This window comes from Microbulbifer variabilis, assembly GCF_052467165.1.
In genome coordinates this window covers 3,981,248-4,000,000 of the sequence record NZ_CP174301.1, presented here as the reverse complement: position 1 = coordinate 4,000,000, position 18,753 = coordinate 3,981,248, and the positions used below count along the sequence as shown (strand labels likewise).

At 49.5% G+C, this 18,753-nt stretch carries 16 protein-coding genes and 2 rRNA genes (1 of these 18 running past the window's edge); 6 read left to right on the top strand and 12 right to left on the bottom strand.

What is annotated here, in order from left to right:
• A 23S ribosomal RNA gene (locus ACJJIP_RS17825) occupies positions 1-1,950 on the top strand (it extends 928 nt beyond the left edge of the window).
• A 203-nt stretch (positions 1,951-2,153) separates the two neighbouring features.
• A 5S ribosomal RNA gene (rrf, locus tag ACJJIP_RS17820) occupies positions 2,154-2,269 on the top strand.
• Between the two features lie 895 nt (positions 2,270-3,164).
• On the opposite strand, the gene ACJJIP_RS17815 is transcribed toward rrf, so the two are convergent.
• The 5 genes from ACJJIP_RS17815 to ACJJIP_RS17795 all read right to left on the bottom strand — a co-directional run bounded on the left by ACJJIP_RS17815 (position 3,165) and on the right by ACJJIP_RS17795 (position 7,993).
• Positions 3,165-4,574 carry a M20/M25/M40 family metallo-hydrolase gene (locus ACJJIP_RS17815; RefSeq protein WP_444902261.1) on the bottom strand — a complete coding sequence of 470 codons (1,410 nt, stop codon included), beginning with the start codon at positions 4,572-4,574 and terminating at the stop codon, positions 3,165-3,167.
• A gap of 29 nt (positions 4,575-4,603) precedes the next feature.
• Positions 4,604-4,954, bottom strand: a complete 351-nt coding sequence (locus tag ACJJIP_RS17810; protein WP_282951704.1) for a hypothetical protein — start codon at positions 4,952-4,954, stop codon at positions 4,604-4,606.
• Positions 4,955-4,958: 4 nt separating this feature from the next.
• Positions 4,959-5,726, bottom strand: a complete 768-nt coding sequence (locus ACJJIP_RS17805; protein ID WP_444945733.1) for a TSUP family transporter — start codon at positions 5,724-5,726, stop codon at positions 4,959-4,961.
• Positions 5,713-6,342, bottom strand: coding sequence for a lysophospholipid acyltransferase family protein (locus ACJJIP_RS17800; protein WP_020411846.1), 630 nt, complete (start codon positions 6,340-6,342; stop codon positions 5,713-5,715). The genes ACJJIP_RS17805 and ACJJIP_RS17800 overlap by 14 nt, the downstream gene beginning before the upstream one ends.
• A gap of 70 nt (positions 6,343-6,412) precedes the next feature.
• Complete coding sequence (locus ACJJIP_RS17795; protein ID WP_282951701.1) at positions 6,413-7,993, bottom strand: peptide chain release factor 3; 1,581 nt, start codon at positions 7,991-7,993, stop codon at positions 6,413-6,415.
• Positions 7,994-8,354: 361 nt separating this feature from the next.
• Between ACJJIP_RS17795 and ACJJIP_RS17790 the strand changes: the two genes are divergently transcribed.
• The 4 genes from ACJJIP_RS17790 (at position 8,355) to ACJJIP_RS17775 (ending at position 12,589) form a co-directional block, all read left to right on the top strand.
• Positions 8,355-8,762 carry a hypothetical protein gene (locus ACJJIP_RS17790; protein ID WP_157533335.1) on the top strand — a complete coding sequence of 136 codons (408 nt, stop codon included), beginning with the start codon at positions 8,355-8,357 and terminating at the stop codon, positions 8,760-8,762.
• 384 nt (positions 8,763-9,146) lie between these two features.
• Positions 9,147-9,629, top strand: a complete 483-nt coding sequence (locus ACJJIP_RS17785; protein ID WP_444945732.1) for a hypothetical protein — start codon at positions 9,147-9,149, stop codon at positions 9,627-9,629.
• Between the two features lie 610 nt (positions 9,630-10,239).
• Entirely contained in the window at positions 10,240-10,347 is a 108-nt protein-coding gene (locus tag ACJJIP_RS17780; protein ID WP_157533350.1) for a hypothetical protein, read from the top strand.
• A 478-nt stretch (positions 10,348-10,825) separates the two neighbouring features.
• Entirely contained in the window at positions 10,826-12,589 is a 1,764-nt protein-coding gene (locus tag ACJJIP_RS17775; protein ID WP_444945731.1) for an aminopeptidase P family protein, read from the top strand.
• 69 nt (positions 12,590-12,658) lie between these two features.
• Here the strand turns inward: ACJJIP_RS17775 and ACJJIP_RS17770 are convergent, their stop codons facing one another.
• The 7 genes from ACJJIP_RS17770 to ACJJIP_RS17740 all read right to left on the bottom strand — a co-directional run bounded on the left by ACJJIP_RS17770 (position 12,659) and on the right by ACJJIP_RS17740 (position 18,586).
• Positions 12,659-13,330 carry a response regulator gene (locus ACJJIP_RS17770; protein WP_282951697.1) on the bottom strand — a complete coding sequence of 224 codons (672 nt, stop codon included), beginning with the start codon at positions 13,328-13,330 and terminating at the stop codon, positions 12,659-12,661.
• Positions 13,331-13,335: 5 nt separating this feature from the next.
• Positions 13,336-14,793: an ATP-binding protein gene (locus ACJJIP_RS17765; protein ID WP_444945730.1), complete on the bottom strand. Its 1,458-nt coding sequence runs from the start codon at positions 14,791-14,793 to the stop codon at positions 13,336-13,338.
• Between the two features lie 183 nt (positions 14,794-14,976).
• Positions 14,977-15,534, bottom strand: a complete 558-nt coding sequence (locus ACJJIP_RS17760) for a hypothetical protein (RefSeq protein WP_444945729.1) — start codon at positions 15,532-15,534, stop codon at positions 14,977-14,979.
• A 30-nt stretch (positions 15,535-15,564) separates the two neighbouring features.
• Positions 15,565-16,911 (bottom strand): YHYH protein, encoded by a 1,347-nt coding sequence (locus ACJJIP_RS17755; RefSeq protein ID WP_444945728.1) that lies wholly within the window; start codon positions 16,909-16,911, stop codon positions 15,565-15,567.
• 553 nt (positions 16,912-17,464) lie between these two features.
• Positions 17,465-17,611 (bottom strand): hypothetical protein, encoded by a 147-nt coding sequence (locus ACJJIP_RS17750; protein ID WP_020411857.1) that lies wholly within the window; start codon positions 17,609-17,611, stop codon positions 17,465-17,467.
• Between the two features lie 105 nt (positions 17,612-17,716).
• Positions 17,717-17,899, bottom strand: coding sequence for a YHYH protein (locus ACJJIP_RS17745; RefSeq protein ID WP_353376957.1), 183 nt, complete (start codon positions 17,897-17,899; stop codon positions 17,717-17,719).
• Positions 17,900-17,902: 3 nt separating this feature from the next.
• Positions 17,903-18,586 (bottom strand): hypothetical protein, encoded by a 684-nt coding sequence (locus ACJJIP_RS17740; RefSeq protein ID WP_444945727.1) that lies wholly within the window; start codon positions 18,584-18,586, stop codon positions 17,903-17,905.
• Positions 18,587-18,753: the final 167 nt, after the last annotated feature.

The window sequence follows — 18,753 nt, the reverse complement described above, 5'->3', positions numbered from 1 at the left end:
CACGGCGGGTGCTAACGTCCGTCGTGGAAAGGGAAACAACCCAGACCGCCAGCTAAGGTCCCAAATACCAATTAAGTGGGAAACGATGTGGGAAGGCCCAGACAGCTAGGAGGTTGGCTTAGAAGCAGCCATCCTTTAAAGAAAGCGTAATAGCTCACTAGTCGAGTCGGCCTGCGCGGAAGATATACCGGGGCTAAATTGGTAACCGAAGCTGCGGATGCCTTCGGGCATGGTAGAGGAGCGTTGTGTAAGCCGTTGAAGGTGGATCGGGAGGTCTGCTGGAGGTATCACAAGTGCGAATGCTGACATGAGTAACGATAAGGGAGGTGAAAAACCTCCCCGCCGGAAGACCAAGGGTTCCTGTCCAACGCTAATCGGGACAGGGTTAGTCGGCCCCTAAGGCGAGGGCGAAAGCCGTAGTCGATGGAAAACAGGTTAATATTCCTGTACTCGCTATTGCTGCGATGGAGTGACGGAGAAGGCTAGGCCAGCATGGCGATTGGTTGTCCATGTTTAAGGTTGTAGGCTGGGGACTTAGGCAAATCCGGGTCCCTAAGGCTGAGAACTGATGACGAGTCTCTTTTAGAGACGAAGTGGTTGATGCCCTGCTTCCAGGAAAAACTTCTAAGCTTCAGGCAATAGTGAACCGTACTCTAAACCGACACAGGTGGTCAGGTAGAGAATACCAAGGCGCTTGAGAGAACTCTGGTGAAGGAACTAGGCAAAATGGTACCGTAACTTCGGGAGAAGGTACGCCGGTTTTGGTGATGGGACTTGCTCCCTAAGCTGAGGCCGGTCGAAGTGACCAGGTGGCTGCGACTGTTTATTAAAAACATAGCACTCTGCAAACACGTAAGTGGACGTATAGGGTGTGACGCCTGCCCGGTGCCGGAAGGTTAATTGATGGGGTTAGCTTCGGCGAAGCTCTTGATCGAAGCCCCGGTAAACGGCGGCCGTAACTATAACGGTCCTAAGGTAGCGAAATTCCTTGTCGGGTAAGTTCCGACCTGCACGAATGGCGTAACGATGGCCACGCTGTCTCCACCAGAGACTCAGTGAAATTGAAATCGCTGTTAAGATGCAGTGTACCCGCGGCTAGACGGAAAGACCCCGTGAACCTTTACTACAGCTTTGCACTGAACTTTGAGCCTATTTGTGTAGGATAGGTGGGAGGCTTTGAAGCAGCGACGCTAGTTGTTGTGGAGCCGTCCTTGAAATACCACCCTGGTATGTTTGAGGTTCTAACTCTGGTCCGTTATCCGGATCGAGGACAGTGTATGGTGGGTAGTTTGACTGGGGCGGTCTCCTCCCAAAGAGTAACGGAGGAGTACGAAGGTGCACTCAGCATGGTCGGAAATCATGCAATGAGCATAATGGTATAAGTGCGCTTGACTGCGAGACAGACATGTCGAGCAGGTACGAAAGTAGGTCATAGTGATCCGGCGATTCTGTATGGAAGGGTCGTCGCTCAACGGATAAAAGGTACTCCGGGGATAACAGGCTGATACCGCCCAAGAGTTCACATCGACGGCGGTGTTTGGCACCTCGATGTCGGCTCATCACATCCTGGGGCTGAAGCCGGTCCCAAGGGTATGGCTGTTCGCCATTTAAAGTGGTACGCGAGCTGGGTTTAGAACGTCGTGAGACAGTTCGGTCCCTATCTGCCGTGGGCGTTGGAGATTTGAGAAGAGTTGCTCCTAGTACGAGAGGACCGGAGTGAACGAACCTCTGGTGTTCCGGTTGTCACGCCAGTGGCATTGCCGGGTAGCTATGTTCGGACGGGATAACCGCTGAAAGCATCTAAGCGGGAAGCCTCCTTCAAGATAAGATCTCCCTGGGAACTTGATTCCCCTAAAGGGCCGTGGAAGACTACCACGTTGATAGGCTGGGTGTGGAAGCGTTGTGAGGCGTTGAGCTAACCAGTACTAATTGCCCGTGCGGCTTGACCATACAACAGAGATGGTTACTAACGACTAGCTAAGCTAGCGGATTGTGAGTTAGAGACATACGATCGCTTGCGGTGTATTACTACAGATTGTTTTACCGACTTATTTGGGGTTATCGCCGGTCAACAACATGACCGAGGCAAACAGCGATAACGCGGCAGGCCAAGCACATTGCTTATAAGACCAGCGCCAACCCAAGCCAGTTTGCCTGACGACAATAGAGTTGTGGAACCACCTGATCCCTTGCCGAACTCAGAAGTGAAACGCAACATCGCCGATGGTAGTGTGGGGCTTCCCCATGTGAGAGTAGGTCATCGTCAGGCTTCTAATCCGAAAGGGCCACCCATTGGGTGGCCCTTTTTTTATGTGTAAAAAAATACCCGTGAAGAGCCGCAAAGAAGAAAAGCAAAAACTTGGAAGTTAAAAATAAAAAGAAATCAAAAATAAAAAGAAGGCAAAGATGAAACGAAGAAAAATTAAAAAAGAAAAGCTAAAAATAAAAACTAAGAAAATAATGTGACAAAGAAACCCCTTGAAAAATTTAAACAGGAAAAACCCCGCTAAAAAGTCGAACACGTTTACGCGGCTGTAAATAAAGAGTTCTCCTCGCGGCTTTCTCTCCTGAAAAAAATTGAGCGCCCAGCTATTTTTTACTGCAACCTTCCCTGGAATGGCATTCCCAAATAATTTACCGCAGTACTACTAGTAGTCTTCCCGGAAAAAATCTTCCCAATAAAGAAATTATCTCCGCTGTAAAAAAGGGCCTGACAGGGATAAAAGTGACACAAAAATACCAACGAAAAAGCCGGTGATTTTTTGTGCGCTCGCGCAATGTCACACAACTGTAAGGCTGGCAGCGGATATACCACAGTTATACACAAGTCTATCCAGCCATTCTGTTAATAACGGCCGACCTGTGGAAATCACCCTAGAATCAGTGGTGTTTTTTTACCCATTAAAAGACCCCCTATGGAAACAAAGGCCTGAAAGTGGATATCCCGGAGTTATGCACAGGTCTATCCATGGATTCTGTTAGTAACCGTCTCTTCATCCGCTTGTCATCAGTTATAAACAACTACCTGTTTAGACAGAGATGTCAGTTTTATTAAAGGTGGCACGGAAGTCTTTGTGATCGAAAGTTTGGCTTGGGTGGAATAAGAGGGAAATAAAAAAGCCCCTCTGAGTGGGGCTTTTTAAAATAACTGGAGTATTTATAGATTACTCAGATTTAGTGGGAATACGCCCGAGGTCACCTTCCATTTCGGTGGCAAGGAAAGACATCACCACCCAGGCAGCGACATTTTGGCGTAGGTTCTCAGGGTCGATTTTGTCCAGGGTATCGTTGGGAGTATGGTGGTAGTCGAAGTAATCAGTACCATCCTGGTAAAGGCCAAAGGCTGGCACACCCTGGGCGACGAAAACACTGCTATCGGGGCCGCCATAGGATTCGTTATTACCACGCTCAATGCCTAGCGGCGCCAATAATTGCATCATCTGGTCGGCGATATCGAATTTACTCTCCGGCAGCCTAGTATCAAAGCGCCAGACTTTTCCTGCGCCAAAGTCAGATTCTGAAATGGCGATAATGTTGTCGAGTTCATGGCGGTGGGCATCGACATATTGCTTAGCACCGACCAAGCCAATTTCTTCTGCACCGAACAGGACTACACGCAGGGTGCGACGTGGACGCTCGGGTAACTCACCAATCAGGCGTGCAGTCTCCAAAACAATGGCGACACCAGCACCATCGTCAAGGGCACCTGTGGCTTCGTCCCAGGAGTCCAGATGGGCCCCAATGATCATGACTTCTTCCGGTTTTTCGCGACCAGTAATTTCCCCAATCACATTAAAAGAGGGGCCATCGGCAAGGCGCTCATTATTCACATTGAGCTTAACTTCTACAGGTGCACCGCGTTTGAGCATGGCTTCAAGCAGGTTGGCATCGGGTGCTGAGAGCGCCAGGGCGGGGACTGGATTTTTAATACCGTCGATAGACATCATACCGGTGTGAGCGAAACGGTCTGAGTCTGTACCGACGGAGCGCAGGAGCAGGGCAGCTGCACCTTTCTCTGAAGCTGCGCGCATACCGCGACTGCGCCCCTGAACTGCAGGGCCATAGCCTTCACCGGTGCGGGCTTTTTCCATGCGTTTGTTGATAAACGCTATTTTACCCTTAACCTGTTTTGGCGATGCTTTAATTAAAGCCTCTACATCGGCGAACTCGACAATCTCGGCGGTGAGACCGCCATCGGGTGTTGCAACACTGTAGCCCAGGGAGCTGACAACCAGGGGTTGCGGATAAGGAGAAACAACTTCTGCGTGGGCATGGCCACGAGCCCAGCGCGGTACGTCTATCTGTTCCGTATAGACCCGGTCAAAACCCAGGTCTTGCATCTTTTTCTGAGCCCAGGCCACTGCACGCCGGTCTCCCTCGGTACCTGCGCGGCGAGGCCCAACTTCCACTGTCAATGATTCCACGATGCTGTATGCATCTGAGGACTCCAGGGCGCGGTCGCGTAGTACCTCGGCAACTGAGAGGTCCTCCTGAGGCAGCGGTTTTGCCTGGGCGATACCAATCGCCATGGTTGCTATAAGACCCCCGGTAAGGGATAACAGTGGTTTAAACATATGTTTATCCTTGATTAACACTCGTTGGCTCAAGATTTTGACTGTTTGTCTGATGTATTAATAAGTAGTTTGCTGCGAATTTGGCGCAGCTGTTCCAGTCCCCTTTCGGTAAATAAATAGGGTGGGCTATCACTGGACTCGTACTCTTCTATTTCCAGGCACTTGAGACGCATTTTCTCCAGCTCTGGGTCATGGCGCATCGGAATCGCCACCAAAGCACGCCACTCACTCTCGCTGGCCTGACCGGTAATGGCGTCTTCCAGGCCTTTAATAAAACTGGCTCTATCCATGCGAAAACGCGGGGTACGCAGGTGCATAAAAGTCCAGATTACAATGACGAATGCACAGAAGGACAGCAGCAAGGTGAGAAACAGGGTCACTTTTCTACGGCTCCAATAGTAATTTTATCGCGACAGCCAGGGTGGCAAGAATAATCACAGGCTTAATTAGCCTGGCTCCATGTGTGATAACCAGGTTGGACCCAAGTCTTGCACCAATTATCTGGGCGGCAGCCATAGTAATACCCAGCATTAGAGAGAGGTGGCCACCTAGTATAAATATAATTAGTGAAGTGATATTTGTGGCCAAAACCAATGGTTTGGTCGACGCAGTAGCTTTACGCATGTTGTAGCCGAGTAGCGCCGCAAATGCTAAAGCATAAAAGGCTCCCATGCCGGGGCCAAAAAAACCGCCGTAAAAACCTATCCCGCCACCGACAAAAAGATGAAAGAGCCTCGAGTCCATTCTGGGTTTGGAGTCGATGTCAGAAATTCTCGGTGAAAAACTGAAGTAGAGAGCAATGGCGATAATCAGTAAAGGCAGTAATGAATCCAGTGTTTCAACGCCGAGCTTTGTGACAGCCCAGGTCCCCATGGATGAACCGATCATTGCTGTGACCAGGCTGGGCCACAGGGGTCTCAGTTGCAAGTGCCCCTTTTGAAAATAGTTAAAACTGGATGAGAGAGTGCCGAAAACCGCTTGGAATTTATTGGTGCCGAGGGCATCGAGCGGGGGAAGGCCAGCCCATAAAAGTGTGGGCAGGGTGATCAGACCTCCGCCACCGGAGATGGCGTTGATAAAGCCCGCGGTGAAGGCCACCGCGGTGAGTATCAGGAGTGTGGTTAAGGTTAAATCGCTACTAAGTTCTATCACGGGAGGATTCGTTACCCTCCAAGGTGCCAGTCTGCATTTTGCGGTGGAACCCCTGGTATTTACTGAAGCGGTGCTGGATCTCTCTCATATCCTCGTCCAGGTTTCCGGTGGGATGGTAGAGGGAGTCAAGGCAGAAGCGTTTACGTGAAAAATCCCAGGCAACCAATAAGATTGGTACATTGGCTGCGTAAGCAATTCGCAGGAAACCACTTTTCCACTTGGTAACTTTCTTACGAGTTCCTTCGGGAGTAATACCGACCCACATTTTTTCGTTATTGCGGTACTGCGTGGCTACCTGTTTTGCGATACCCCCTGCGGAGCCGCGATTGGTAGGGACACCGCCGAGCCACATAAAGAGATTTTTAAAGGGAAAGAAAAAAGCTTCCCGTTTCATCAGCCAGGAAATTTTTACCCTGTAGGCCATGATAAAAGGCATGGCTACGACAAAATCCCAGTTGGATGTGTGTGGGGCCAGGGCCACCATCACTTTCTTCTCAGGGGGGAAGGTGCCCTCCAGGCGCCAGCCCATCAGCCTGATCAGCAGCCTGCCAATAGCAGCGGTGACGCTGTTGCCAAGGCGGGGTATCTCTGCCGGTAATTCTTTCTGCTGACTCATTATGGATCTCTCAGTCTACTGCTTAAACGCCCTGGAACTGGCAAATGGTCTCAGGAAAAGCCCGCATAAATTAATGCTCACGGGTAGCGTAGAAGCGAATATCCGGATAACGCTCCTCTGCCAACTGCAAATTCACTCGGGTTGGTGCCAGATAGGTTAGGTGGCCGCTACCGTCAATGGCGAGATTGGTACTTGCTTTGCGTTTGAAGTTCTCCAATTCTTTGACGATTTCACTTTCCACCCAACGGGCTGTATTCACATTTACATTTTCGTAAATGGCTTCTACTTTGTATTCGTCCTTAAGGCGATAGGCAACCACTTCAAACTGCAGTACACCAACGGCACCGACAATAATGTCGTTGTTATCCAGCGGGAAAAATACCTGGGTAGAGCCTTCTTCAGAAAGCTGTTGTAAACCTTTTTGTAACTGTTTCAGTTTCAACGGATCTTTGAGGCGAATCCGGCGGAACAACTCTGGAGCAAAATTGGGGATACCAGTAAATTTAAGAGCCTCACCTTCGGTAAATGTATCGCCAATCTGGATAGTACCGTGGTTGTGTAAGCCGATAATGTCACCGGCAATGGCCTCTTCTACATGGGTGCGGTCGCCGGCCATAAACGTCACGGCGTCGGCAATTTTTACATCCTTGCCAATGCGCACATGCTTCATTTTCATTCCGCGGGAGTAGGTACCGGAACAAACGCGCATAAAGGCGATACGATCCCGGTGTTTGGGGTCCATGTTGGCCTGGATCTTAAACACAAAACCGGAAAACTTTTCTTCGCTCGGTTCAACCTGGCGCTCTTGGGTAGCGCGGGACTGGGGACCCGGAGCCCACTCCACAAACCCATCGAGCATTTCACGAACGCCAAAGTTACCAAGGGCAGTACCAAAAAATACTGGGGTAAGTTCACCCGCAAGGTAAGCTTCCAGATTGAACTCATGGGTGGCACCGCGCACCAGCTCGATCTCCTCGCGGATATCCTCTGCGTACTCCCCGAGCAATTCGTCAGCCTCTGCTGAATCAAGTCCCTTAATCTGGATATCATCCGGGATGGTGTGGCCTTGGCCTTGGGTAAATACGTGAATCGTATCGGTGTAGAGGTTGTAAACCCCTTTAAAGCTTTTGCCGGAACTGAGCGGCCAATTGATAGGAGCGGCCTGGATGTTGAGGACCTCCTCAATTTCATCCATCACTTCGATGGGGTCTCGAATGTCCCGATCGAGTTTGTTGATAAAAGATAGAATGGGAGTGGTACGCAGGCGGCACACATTCATTAGTTTTATTGTACGGTCTTCGACCCCCTTGGCCCCATCGATCACCATCAGTGCCGAGTCCACTGCGGTGAGTACCCGGTAAGTATCCTCGGAGAAGTCCTCGTGTCCAGGAGTATCGAGCAGGTTAACCGTGCGCTCTTTGTAGGGAAACTGCATGACCGATGAGGTGACAGAGATGCCCCTTTCTTGTTCCATGGTCATCCAGTCAGAGCGCGCATGGGGCCCCTTCTTACCTTTGACAGAGCCTGCCATCTGGATTGCGTTTCCGAACAAAAGTAACTTTTCGGTCACGGTCGTTTTACCGGCATCCGGGTGGGAAATGATGGCGAAAGTTCTACGTCTTTGAAATCGTTGAGAAAAATCTTGGTTCACTTAGATTTAACCTTATCTGTGTACGCCCTGTGTACACATATAGAAATATACTCCAAGGCCGAATCCGAAAGGACGCATTATATCAAATTGGCCTTTGGTTTTGCTCTTGGCTGGTGACCAATGAATACTATCCGGTCAGGCTGGTCGATGCTAATAGGGTGGCAGGGTAGGCTCTTGGCTGTATACATTTACTGTTGCTGGAGTTGACTCTTTCCAACGTTCCTGGGTTAGCTTCACTGATTAGTTTTCGCGGTCCATGTTTTGTATTGATGTGACAATATTGACATTTGATGACAGACTGGGTTGAAATGACTATGGACTTGCTGAAAGTCTTCACACGTCATTTTCAAGGAGCACTGAAATGGAAGTTAAACGAAAATTTTTTCTAACAGCAGCATTACTTGTATCAGTAGCGCACTCTGTACCGGCACTGGCATCTACATTATCAACAAGCATAGAACTCAAAAATAACACTTCTTCTGATAATGTGCTCATTAATGGAACAAATTCAACCGGGATTATTTCTCCATTATTTCCAAGCCCAGCAGTTGCAAACAATTCGACTTTCCACACCTCTATCACTAATGGTGTGGCGGATGCTGGGGTATTAACCTATCAATCATGTAGGTTCAATTGGTCAGTTATCCAGATGAATGGCTATTATCAATTTTCAATAGGAGCAACCCCTTCATCTAAGTGCAGTTCAGATGTATTGGTTCAAAATGTGTTTACTGGGGAATACAAAATAAGATTCAACATCGACGCCTAAATAAGTAAGTAATCCTTAGCGAAGGCGATGAGGTGCCTGCCATCGCTAAGGATGGACTGGAAAGCAACTGTGTATTTTTTAAGTGTAAAATTTGAACCTCCCGCTGCTCATCACCTTTGATCGACTAATATCCATTTGAAATCTTTTTGCCTTCGATATCGAAAATCCTTTAGAGATACACAAAATGTAATACCCGCTCAATTTTAACGCAGAAGAAATAATTATTTTCTATTAATTGATTATGGGTAATGGAGATAGATTTATTGAGAAATGCAATAAAAGACGCCGTGTAATTGTGTGTGATAAATAATGAAGTTCGAAGCGTAACAACTTACCCTTTAGTGCCGACAAATAATCTCAAGTCAGATTTTTTACTTGAACTTAGTGGATAAATTTATTTGCGACGGTTATGTAAGGAGAATGATGATGTGTAATAGTTGTTATAGTTCTGGGGCAACTTATACCTTAATAAATAAAATTGAACTGTGGGCCAATAATGGTCTTACCTATACCGATTTGGAGTGTTTGGTTCGTTCATCTGCTGTGACTTATCCAAATACTTATGTTTTTGTTTTTAAAAATGCAATTTTATTTAACGGTACCGCTCGAAAGGTATACGTCGACGTACATTATGTTGGCAACAAAATAATTCCGGGTTCGCCGCGACAAGCATTTGGAGGGCTTTGGGTGAGCGGAGTTAGAAATCAAGCGATGAAACCAGAACAGCACGGTGGTGTGCTACTAAGACAATTAAAATTGGAGCTTCCCAGTCATGCGCCAAAAGGTGGAGTAAAAGCTGTATTTGGTGACCGACATGGCAATCGGCCATTACCAAATGGGATAATTCAATCGAATAAGTTAATATAAGGTGCCCTTTTCGGGTTGATATCCTTCCCGCCCGATAAAATACAAGCTTTCCTCTTCGGGTGGGGAAGTATTGGTCTCAAGCTGCTTCTGGATGTGAAACTTGAGGCTCCCACTTTTCAATATCATCGATAGCCCAATGTTTGTGACTGTCAGATGCTTTGATGTGTGGCTATGGAAAAGGGTTTGTGTCTCGTTTTATCCATCTAAAAAATGTACGGCTTGAGCAGCGGTAGTGCTGGTATAAATCCTTGGTTGACCAATATCCTTTAATCATATTTTTTCTGTTTCTTAATATCTAGACATTTTGCTCTACACAAAGGCAAATCCCTGGCCGTTGTGTGTGAGTTCACCTGCTTGCTACACGGAGTCGTAAACGGGATTAACCGTTGCGTGTCCGAAGAAAATATCGTTGATAATATTGCGTATCATTAGGTGATGTGATCGCCGAAGTTACCATTACCGCTATACAGACTCCATACATCACCGGTGATTCGTAGGTAGATTTTCGGCAGGTCAGAAAGTCCATTATTGGGTCGTAATTGCCAGGTGAGGGGAAACTATACAAACGATCGAAAGACTCAATTTAAAGCCTGGCTAGGGAACCCTTTATCTGGGGGCTGTAGGTCCCCAAAAGAAATGGAAGATACAGGAGGCTTATATATCTCCTGCTTATACCATTAGGTGGGGACTTGCCAAGGGTGATGACTTGAGTAGTTAGTGGAAGCTGTACCTTAGGAGTGGGATTTGCTGAGGGTAGCAACTTGAGTGGCTTGCAGAAATTTTACCCTTAGAAAATTAACATTTAAATCAGGTAGTGTTCCACTTCATATTCTTTGTGCCATCTCAGCCACTGTATTCTGCCAAGTGTCCGACAGTGCTCAGTATGTATACATTTTCACGGTTAACAACAAGTCGATTTGTGAACATGCCTATATACAGATTTTCTTGTGGCTGAGGTTGGTTTTGTATGCGTCGGTACTGTTTAGAGGGTGGGGTATACTGCGAATTAGGCAATATGTGAGCTTGATCAGCGAAGACCAAGCTCCAATGGGCTGTGTTGCTGTCAGGGCTGGCGCTTCTGGACATCTTTCGAATAAAGTTGGCCTTTCAGCCAAATCAATGTTGGGCGGATTGCACAGTGGGACCAGCCAAGGCTGGTGAACGGGTTTGCAGTTCTCGTAAGCTAAGGGGGATCTATGAGTCAGGACAGGTTGCAGGCGTTGCGTGGTGAGCTCAAGCAGCAGGGGGTGGAGGCCTTCCTGGTTCCCCGCGCTGATGAATATCAGAATGAGTATGTACCCGCCGCCGATGAACGACTGTCCTGGATAACTGGGTTTACCGGGTCCGCCGGCATGGCAGTAATCAGTCAGAGGGAAGCAGCGCTGTTTGTCGATGGGCGTTATACATTGCAGGGAGAGCAGCAGATAGGGGATCAACCCATTGAGTTGGAAAACCTTGATGGTCAGGCTATTGCTGCTTGGGTTTGCGATCAATTACGTGAAGGACAGTCGCTTGGCTTTGACCCACGTCTACATACCGAACCTGGACTGGCACTGCTGAAAAAGCGTCTCGCCGAGAGGGATATCTCCCTCCGGCCACTGGAACAAAATCCAATAGATGCGGTTTGGCGGGATCGGCCCCACCCTCCCTGTGGAGCCGCGCGTCCACATCCATTGGTATTTACCGGGGAGCACTCTAGAGAAAAGCGCCAGCGTATTGCTGGATTACTGGCGGAAAAACGTGTAGATGCCCTTTGGCTGCCCAACCCCGAAAGCTGCGCTTGGCTTTTTAATATCCGCGGTGATGATATTCCCCACCTCCCCGTTGCCCTGGCTAATGCGGTGTTGTACCGGGATGGCAGTGCCACACTGTACCTGGCCGAGCAGGCTATTGGTGAAGGGGTGCTGGAGCATCTGGATCACGAAGTGACACTGGTGTCAGAAAAAGGGCAGTTATTCGAAGACTTGCGCCGTCGCCATGCCAATAAGATCTGGGTAGATGCCTCAATAAGCAATTGCTGGACCCTGCAGCAGCTGCGCGAACTGGATTTACAGTTGCTACTTGAGCGCGATCCCGTGATTGAGGCGAAGGCTTGTAAAAATTCTGTGGAGCTGGCCGGCTCCAGGGCCGCCCATGAGCGCGATGGCGCGGCACTGTGTGAGTTTCTGTGCGAGTTACCCAGCGCGGTTCAAAATGGCCTCGACGAACTGTCGGCGGTGCAACTGCTGTATAGCAAGCGCGAGGAGCGCGAGGGTTTTCGCGGAAATAGTTTTGAAACTATCTCGGGCTACGGACCTAACGGTGCCATTGTGCACTACCGGGTGAGTGATCAATCCAGCTTGGCGATGAAAGCGGAAAGCATTTACCTGTGTGATTCCGGGGCTCAATACCCGGATGGCACCACCGATGTCACTCGCACAGTGGCCCTGGGGAAATTTCCGGCACCTGCAAAGGAGCACTTTACCAGAGTACTGAAGGGCCACATTGCAATAGCCACCCTGCGCTTCCCACTAGGCACCTGCGGAGAGCAGATAGATGCTATCGCAAGGCGCTCACTGTGGGAGGCGGGTCTGGATTATGCTCATGGTACAGGCCATGGGGTTGGCAGTTTCTTAAGTGTGCATGAAGGACCACAGAGAATTGGCAAGGTAGCCACTGGTGTGGCATTGCAGCCAGGCATGATTCTTTCCAATGAGCCCGGCTTTTACCTTACCGGCCAATATGGAATTCGAATAGAAAATCTGGTTTTCGTTAAAGAGAGTGCGGATTACATCGGTTTTCTGGAGTTTGAGGAGCTGACATTGGCGCCGATCGATCACCGTTTAATTGATGTGGAGCTGCTGACAAAAAAGGAGTTGGACTGGCTCAATCGCTATCACCAGCGCGTACGCGATACTATTACGCCGCTGGTCAATGAGAAGACTGCTGAGTGGCTGCAAAAGGCGACCGAAGCCCTGTAATTTTTTAGCTGGGGCTTGCCCCCAGCTGTTGTTATAAGCACCAAAATTTGCCTGTGAATAACAAGGCTATTATTGCATCTCGAATTTATATCCCGCCCCATACACCGATTGAATAAGCTCTGTGTCTGGTAGTACAGCGGTTATTTTCTTGCGTACTTTTTTGATATGGCTGTCGATAGTGCGGTCGCTGATTACCCGGTAATCTGAATAGATGCGATCCATGATTTGCTCTCGGGAAAAAATGCGGCCGGGTTCACTGTAGAGCAGCTCAAACAAGTGAAACTCCAGGGAGGTCAAACCAACATCGCGGCCGCCAATACGCAGCTGCCTGGTTTTGGGTTCCAGTTGTATCGTGCCCAGGTCTGGTTGCCCGGTGGCAGTGGTACGACGTAATACCGCCTTTACCCTTGCTACCAGCTCCCTGGGACTGTACGGCTTGCACACATAGTCGTCCGCACCAATTTCCAGCCCTCGCAGGCGGTCTGCTTCCTCTATTCTGGCGGTCATCATAATAATCGGTACGTTACTGGTGCGACGGATTTCCTCGCAGATTTCCAGTCCGCCTTTTCCAGGGAGCATCAGGTCCAGCAAAATTAAATCTGGCGATTGGGACTTCACATAGGGCACAACCTGATTGCCATCAGAAAGGATATCGGCTTGATATTCAGCTGCGCGTAAATAGTCCAGCAGCAGGTTGGCCAGCTCGGTTTCATCTTCAACTATAAGGATTTTTGCGGTCATTATTCCTACCATTTGATCCGCTGAATAAGGGGGAGAAAAATACTGATTTCCAGGCCTCCTAAGCGCGAAGAGGTGGCTGAGATACTGCCCTCATGGGCTTTGACAATATTTTGACAGATTGACAAACCCAGGCCAGCCCCACCGGTCTCGCGGCTGCGTGAACTTTCAGTACGGTATAGGCGGTCGAAAAGGTGGGGTATATCCCCACTGGTGACTCCAGGGGCTGAATCCTCGAAAGTGAGGATAACGGTTTGTGCTTTGGCACGGGCTGAAACTCGTAATTGGCCGCCACTATCGGTATAGCGCAAACTGTTAGTGAGCAGGTTGCCGAATAGCTGCTGTAGGCGCGCCGCATCGGCATAGATAAGCCTGTCTACACCTAGTTTATTGGTCAATTTCAAGGCTATATTTTTCTGCGCAAAGGCACTGCGAAAATCATCGACGATATCATTTAGTAATGGAGCTAGGGGAATATCGGTTTTGCAATAACTAAGAGCTCCCACGTCAGATAGGGAGAGTTCGTAGAGGTCGTTGATCAGGCGATTTAACTGGTGAATTTTATCATGGAGTATATCGAGGTTTTTTGGGGAAGCGGTGCGTACACCATCCTGTAACGCCTCAATTTGTCCCTTCAACACTGCCAGTGGAGTGCGCAATTCATGGGATATATCTGCCATCCAGCGATTGCGTGCGTGTTCATTGGCCTCAAGGGTTGCAGCCAGCCGGTTGAAATCCGCACTTAGCTGGCCCAGCTCATCGCTGCGTTCAATATCGATACGGGTTTTGTAATTGCCGGAGGTAAGGCGATGGGTAGCTTCAGCTAGGCGGCGGATGGGGCGAACCAGCTGCCAGGCCAGGGGCAGGGCGATACCAAGGGCCAGGATGAAGGTGACAATAGAGATCAGTGCAAAAGTACGTGACTGTTCCCGTATAAAGCCCTGCTCATAATTATTGGACAGGGATGCCGGTGGGTTGATAGTGAGAAACCCCACTGTCTTGCCTTCAATGGTCAAGGGTTGGTAGAGCAATTTCTCTGCTGGTGCGGGGCGTCCAATCACCAGGCGCTTTTCGCTATCGAGCAGGCTTAGGCGTGGGCCGAGACGGTCACCAGCGGGTGGGGGCATTCCTGGTCTGCCACCTTCTGGACCCATGCCCCTTGGAGGCCTGCCGGGGCCGCCAGGGGGCGGTGGTGGTAATTGTCCCAGTTGGCGAAAGATAGTTTGGTGGTGTAGGTCCAGCCATTCATGGCCGTTGCCTTCCAGGGACTGCCAGCTCCCTTTATGTGCATAATAGTCTTCCAGCGCTTGAACAAGGTCTTCAACATCGCGTAGTTCCTGTGCACGCATGTAGGCGAGAAAACCGTGGCTAAAACTCCACTGGAAAAATACAAACATACCACCGACGGTAATTGCGGTGGTCAGTAAAAATGCCAAGCTGAGTTTGTAGCGAATATTTAACGACATATCGTATCCGGTTCGTCCTTCAGGCTGTAAACGCGGCGAATCCTCCCGTTCCGTTGATCCTGGGTCGTGCCTGTGCTGGTAGGTTGTAACACAAGCGTACACGTACAGTAATTATGCAGTAAATACGCAGGTGATTTTCTTTCCCATGGCGGGTGAGTAGCTTTTGCTGTGCAGAACAAAAGCTCAATTATTTGCAAGGGCGGCTCCCAGTGTTGGAGCCTGATTTTTAACGGAAGCTCCGAGAGAAATTGGCGAAGTGGAAAACCGGTGTAAGACGAAGTTTTCCCGGTCGCACTGTATAAAGAGGGTTGCCAGTATCCGTTTACCTCCACGGCTCCAGGTGCTGTGATCATGTGCATTTAGGGTTACAGTGATTTGGTTAAATCCGGGCCGTAATAGCTTTTCTGGCAGGTGCACATCGGCGGCATAGAGGCGCTGTACTTTTTTGCCATTAATATAAAGATGTGCGTGGCCCTCAAGAAATCTTTGTGGGGTATCACTGGCATCGCGAGGTGATTCGAGTTCGAAGCGGTCAAAGTCGATGTGTAAATTGAATCCGGACATCGTATCCCGGCTGATGTTCAGCTCAATTCTCGGTGTGGCAATATGCATTGGTATTTTCACAATGGGGTGCTGATCACCACCGTGTCCTGTATGCGGATTGGCTTGGGCTATCACTGTGAGGGTGCCGATCACTGCATATACCAGGAACCCAGCAATTAAATACTTGTGTAATTTCATAAGCTGCTCGCTTCCAAGTATGATTAAACTTTAACGACCAACAGTAGTGGAGCATCGATTCACGATAGTTTGGTCGTCCAGTTTTCCGTAAAAGCGCGGCCCAAAAGTAAATGGGAATGCCGGTATCAGCTGGGCATCATCACTGAGCGTAACCGTTAGGTGGTAGTGATAGCCGCGCTCGCTATCGCTGTGCCCGTTGTACTGATCAAGGTAGGCTCCGCCCAGAGCGGTTAATTCGGAATCCCAGTAGTAATCTTCGTAAAAGAAACCAGAGGTTGTATCGAATTCATTACCCGATAGTGAGGTATAGCTGCCGCTGGTAGTGGGACCGGTATTATTGGTGGTTTGGGTCCCCTGGTTGATGTTGTATTCATCTACCAAGAGACAGCTCCGCTCTCCGGCATCGCCACAGCCGGTTTTCGAGTTGGGATCGTTATAGTTGCGCACCGCCCAACTACTCAGTGCCAGTTGGTCGTCGTCTTCCCAGGGGCCGTGAATGGCATAGCCATCGGCAGTGTAGCCGTAGATTGGTGAGTGGCTATCACCCACATCACCCACCAGGTCAGCGAGGCAGTTGCTGTAGAAGTGATGGTGGTAGTCGCCATTGGCGGCATGGCCTCCACAGACATCCACATCGTAGACCTCTGCGAAAGGTGCGAGAGTGTGCCAGGTGTTGTTAACTGACTGGCCATCACTCCATTGGTAAATTGAGGTGCCGTTCACCCAGTAGCCCTGGACGCCGAGGCCGGTCTCGCAATCCTCGGTAGCAACTTCTGGCGTTTTGGGAATATAGCCTTCATGGGAAACGTTTTCTGGGCAAACGGGCCCCGGTGGCCAAAAACCATATCCAGCTTCAGCGCCGCAAGAGGAATTACTGCGGTAACCAATATCCTGACCAAAACTGATAATATCCCCTGGCTGCACTGTAGGGCTGCCACTGAGGAAGTCTGTGCTGACTTTGGGGCGGCTGAGAAGCGCGTTGAGGATATTGTCAGTGATAAGAATTTCGTAGTCGGGGATGCCTGTAGCAGTTACCCGTGTATAGTCTCTGCCATTCACCGTTACTGACTCGACACTTTGTACGTTTACCTGAACCTGTTCATTACTGTTATTCTCATAGATGTAAGGAGCGCGCTCATCGGTGGTGTTGATGATCCAAACACCGGCATCCCCCGAGCCGCCATCATCGCTGCTGTTATCCCCAGAGTCACTATCGCCATCACTGCCACTGCTGCTCACATCACTGCTTGTTTCTGTTTCAGAGGAGGAGTTTCCACCACCTCCACAGCCATGCAGTACACCAGCGAGTAATGTGAGGGTGAGGGCATAGGACAGTAGCGAGTACCCGTCGTGATTTAAGAGTGCTTTTACTTTCATAATCCACCGAGGCATCAAAGGATAAGTACTTTGAAACTACCCGAGAAAAGTGGACAAAATATGGATGCTTGCTGTGCATTTTGATACTGGATGCAGTACAAGAATTATACTGAGAAGCGGTTTCTAAACTGGAAATTCCCCCCGACAACCTAAACTGAAAAGCTGTCCTATGTCTTTGCCGCTAAGTAATTCAGTCATTTTTTAGAGAGAGCAAATTCCTCCTGTACCTATGATTATTTATCGCCGGGCATTGTGTACAGTGCGCCTGGGGTAATGGTGTTAATTTTTGCAAAGCCCAATATTTTTATGGACAGAGTTCCAGCGCACAGTCTGTGCGCTGGAGTCCCGTCGAGTCACGGAGGGAATCAGGGGCGTGGAGGTGGTCTGGGTGGCAGCCCGCCGCCGACTTCACCGGAGCAGACATTTACCAGGGTTTGATCGTCCAGCTTGCCGAAGAAGCGTGGGCCAAAGGTATAGGGGAAGGCTGGAATTAACTGCGTGTTGTCACTCAGGGTCACGGTCAGGTGGTAATGGTAGCCACGCTCGCCCCATTCTATTGGTCCAGATAAGCGCCGCCTTGTGCGGTTAGATGCGGGTCCCAGTAGTAATCCCTATAAAAGAAGCCGGCAGAAGTTTTGAAGATATTGCCGGACAGAGCGGTAAAAGTATCGCTGGTACTGGGACCAGGTTTATTCAGCACTTCATAACCCTGTGCCAGGCTTTATTCGTCGACCAGCCGGCGGTTCCTCTCTCCGGGAGAACCACACCCGCTGATTGAGTTGGATCGTCGTAATTTTCGGATAGCTCAGCTACTTTTGGCCAGCACACCATCTTCTTCCGAGGACCCATAAACTGCATAGCCGTCGGCAGTAAAGCCGTAAATGGGTGGGTGGTTGTTACCTATGTCGGCTACAAGCTCTGCAAGGCAGTCGCTATAGGAATGGTGGTGGTAATCGCCACGTGCGGCGTGCCCACCGCAAATATCCACATCCTACATTTCTGCCACTGGCGCCAGAGTGTGCAAGGTTCCATCCAAAACCTGGCCGTCGCTCCACTGATAGATAGAGGTACCGTTAACCCAGTACTCTTGGACACCCAGGCCAGTTTCACACGCCTCCCCAGACTCTTCCGGCACCAGCGGAAAATACCCCTCGTGGGAGATATTTTCCGGGCAGACCGGGCCTGATGGCCAGTAATCATAGCCAGCATTCACGCCACAGGAAGAGTTACTGCGATAGCCGATGTCCTGGCCAAATCTGATGAGATCGCCAACCTGTAGGAGTGGATTGCCGCTGACGAAACCGGTATCCACCCTGGGTCGACTTAGGAGCCATTCGTACAGGTCTTCAGTAATTTTGGTTTCATAGTCGGGGATACCGGTGGCCGTTACACTCGAATAATCTTTTTCACTCACCGTTACCGAATCGACACTCTGTACATTCACCAGAACCTGTTCATGACTGTTGGCTTCGTAAATATAGGGCGCGCGTTTATTGTCGATATTTATTATCCAGGGGGAATTATCCAAGTTTTCAGTGAAGTTATTTAAATTCTCACTCGAGTCAGAGCTTTCTTGGGTTGGGTTATCCCGATCGCATCCGCCTAACAAGCCAATGAATATGATTAACAGGATTTTTTCAGGCAGCAGGCGCTGCATTGAGCGGGGGTATTCCATTGCTTCCATAGGTCACCGACCATGTTGGGAATTGGTCGATTTCTAAGTGATCCTTCACCGGAAATGCCGGATTTGAGGTGAGGCTTGCCGGTGGTGTCTGAAGCGATTGAGGAAAAGTGGAAGTAATGTGCATGAAGAGAAAAGTGGCGGTCGCTTCCTTGACTGGT

Bases quoted from the DNA above. Each gene is read 5' to 3' on its own strand.
- ACJJIP_RS17815 (WP_444902261.1), bottom strand. From the start codon at position 4,574: ATGTTTAAACCACTGTTATCCCTTACCGGGGGTCTTATAGCAACCATG.
- ACJJIP_RS17800 (WP_020411846.1), bottom strand. From the start codon at position 6,342: ATGAGTCAGCAGAAAGAATTACCGGCAGAGATACCCCGCCTTGGCAAC.
- ACJJIP_RS17790 (WP_157533335.1), top strand. From the start codon at position 8,355: ATGGAAGTTAAACGAAAATTTTTTCTAACAGCAGCATTACTTGTATCA.
- ACJJIP_RS17775 (WP_444945731.1), top strand. From the start codon at position 10,826: ATGAGTCAGGACAGGTTGCAGGCGTTGCGTGGTGAGCTCAAGCAGCAG.
- ACJJIP_RS17770 (WP_282951697.1), bottom strand. From the start codon at position 13,330: ATGACCGCAAAAATCCTTATAGTTGAAGATGAAACCGAGCTGGCCAAC.
- ACJJIP_RS17765 (WP_444945730.1), bottom strand. From the start codon at position 14,793: ATGTCGTTAAATATTCGCTACAAACTCAGCTTGGCATTTTTACTGACC.
- ACJJIP_RS17760 (WP_444945729.1), bottom strand. From the start codon at position 15,534: ATGAAATTACACAAGTATTTAATTGCTGGGTTCCTGGTATATGCAGTG.
- ACJJIP_RS17755 (WP_444945728.1), bottom strand. From the start codon at position 16,911: ATGAAAGTAAAAGCACTCTTAAATCACGACGGGTACTCGCTACTGTCC.
- ACJJIP_RS17740 (WP_444945727.1), bottom strand. From the start codon at position 18,586: ATGGAATACCCCCGCTCAATGCAGCGCCTGCTGCCTGAAAAAATCCTG.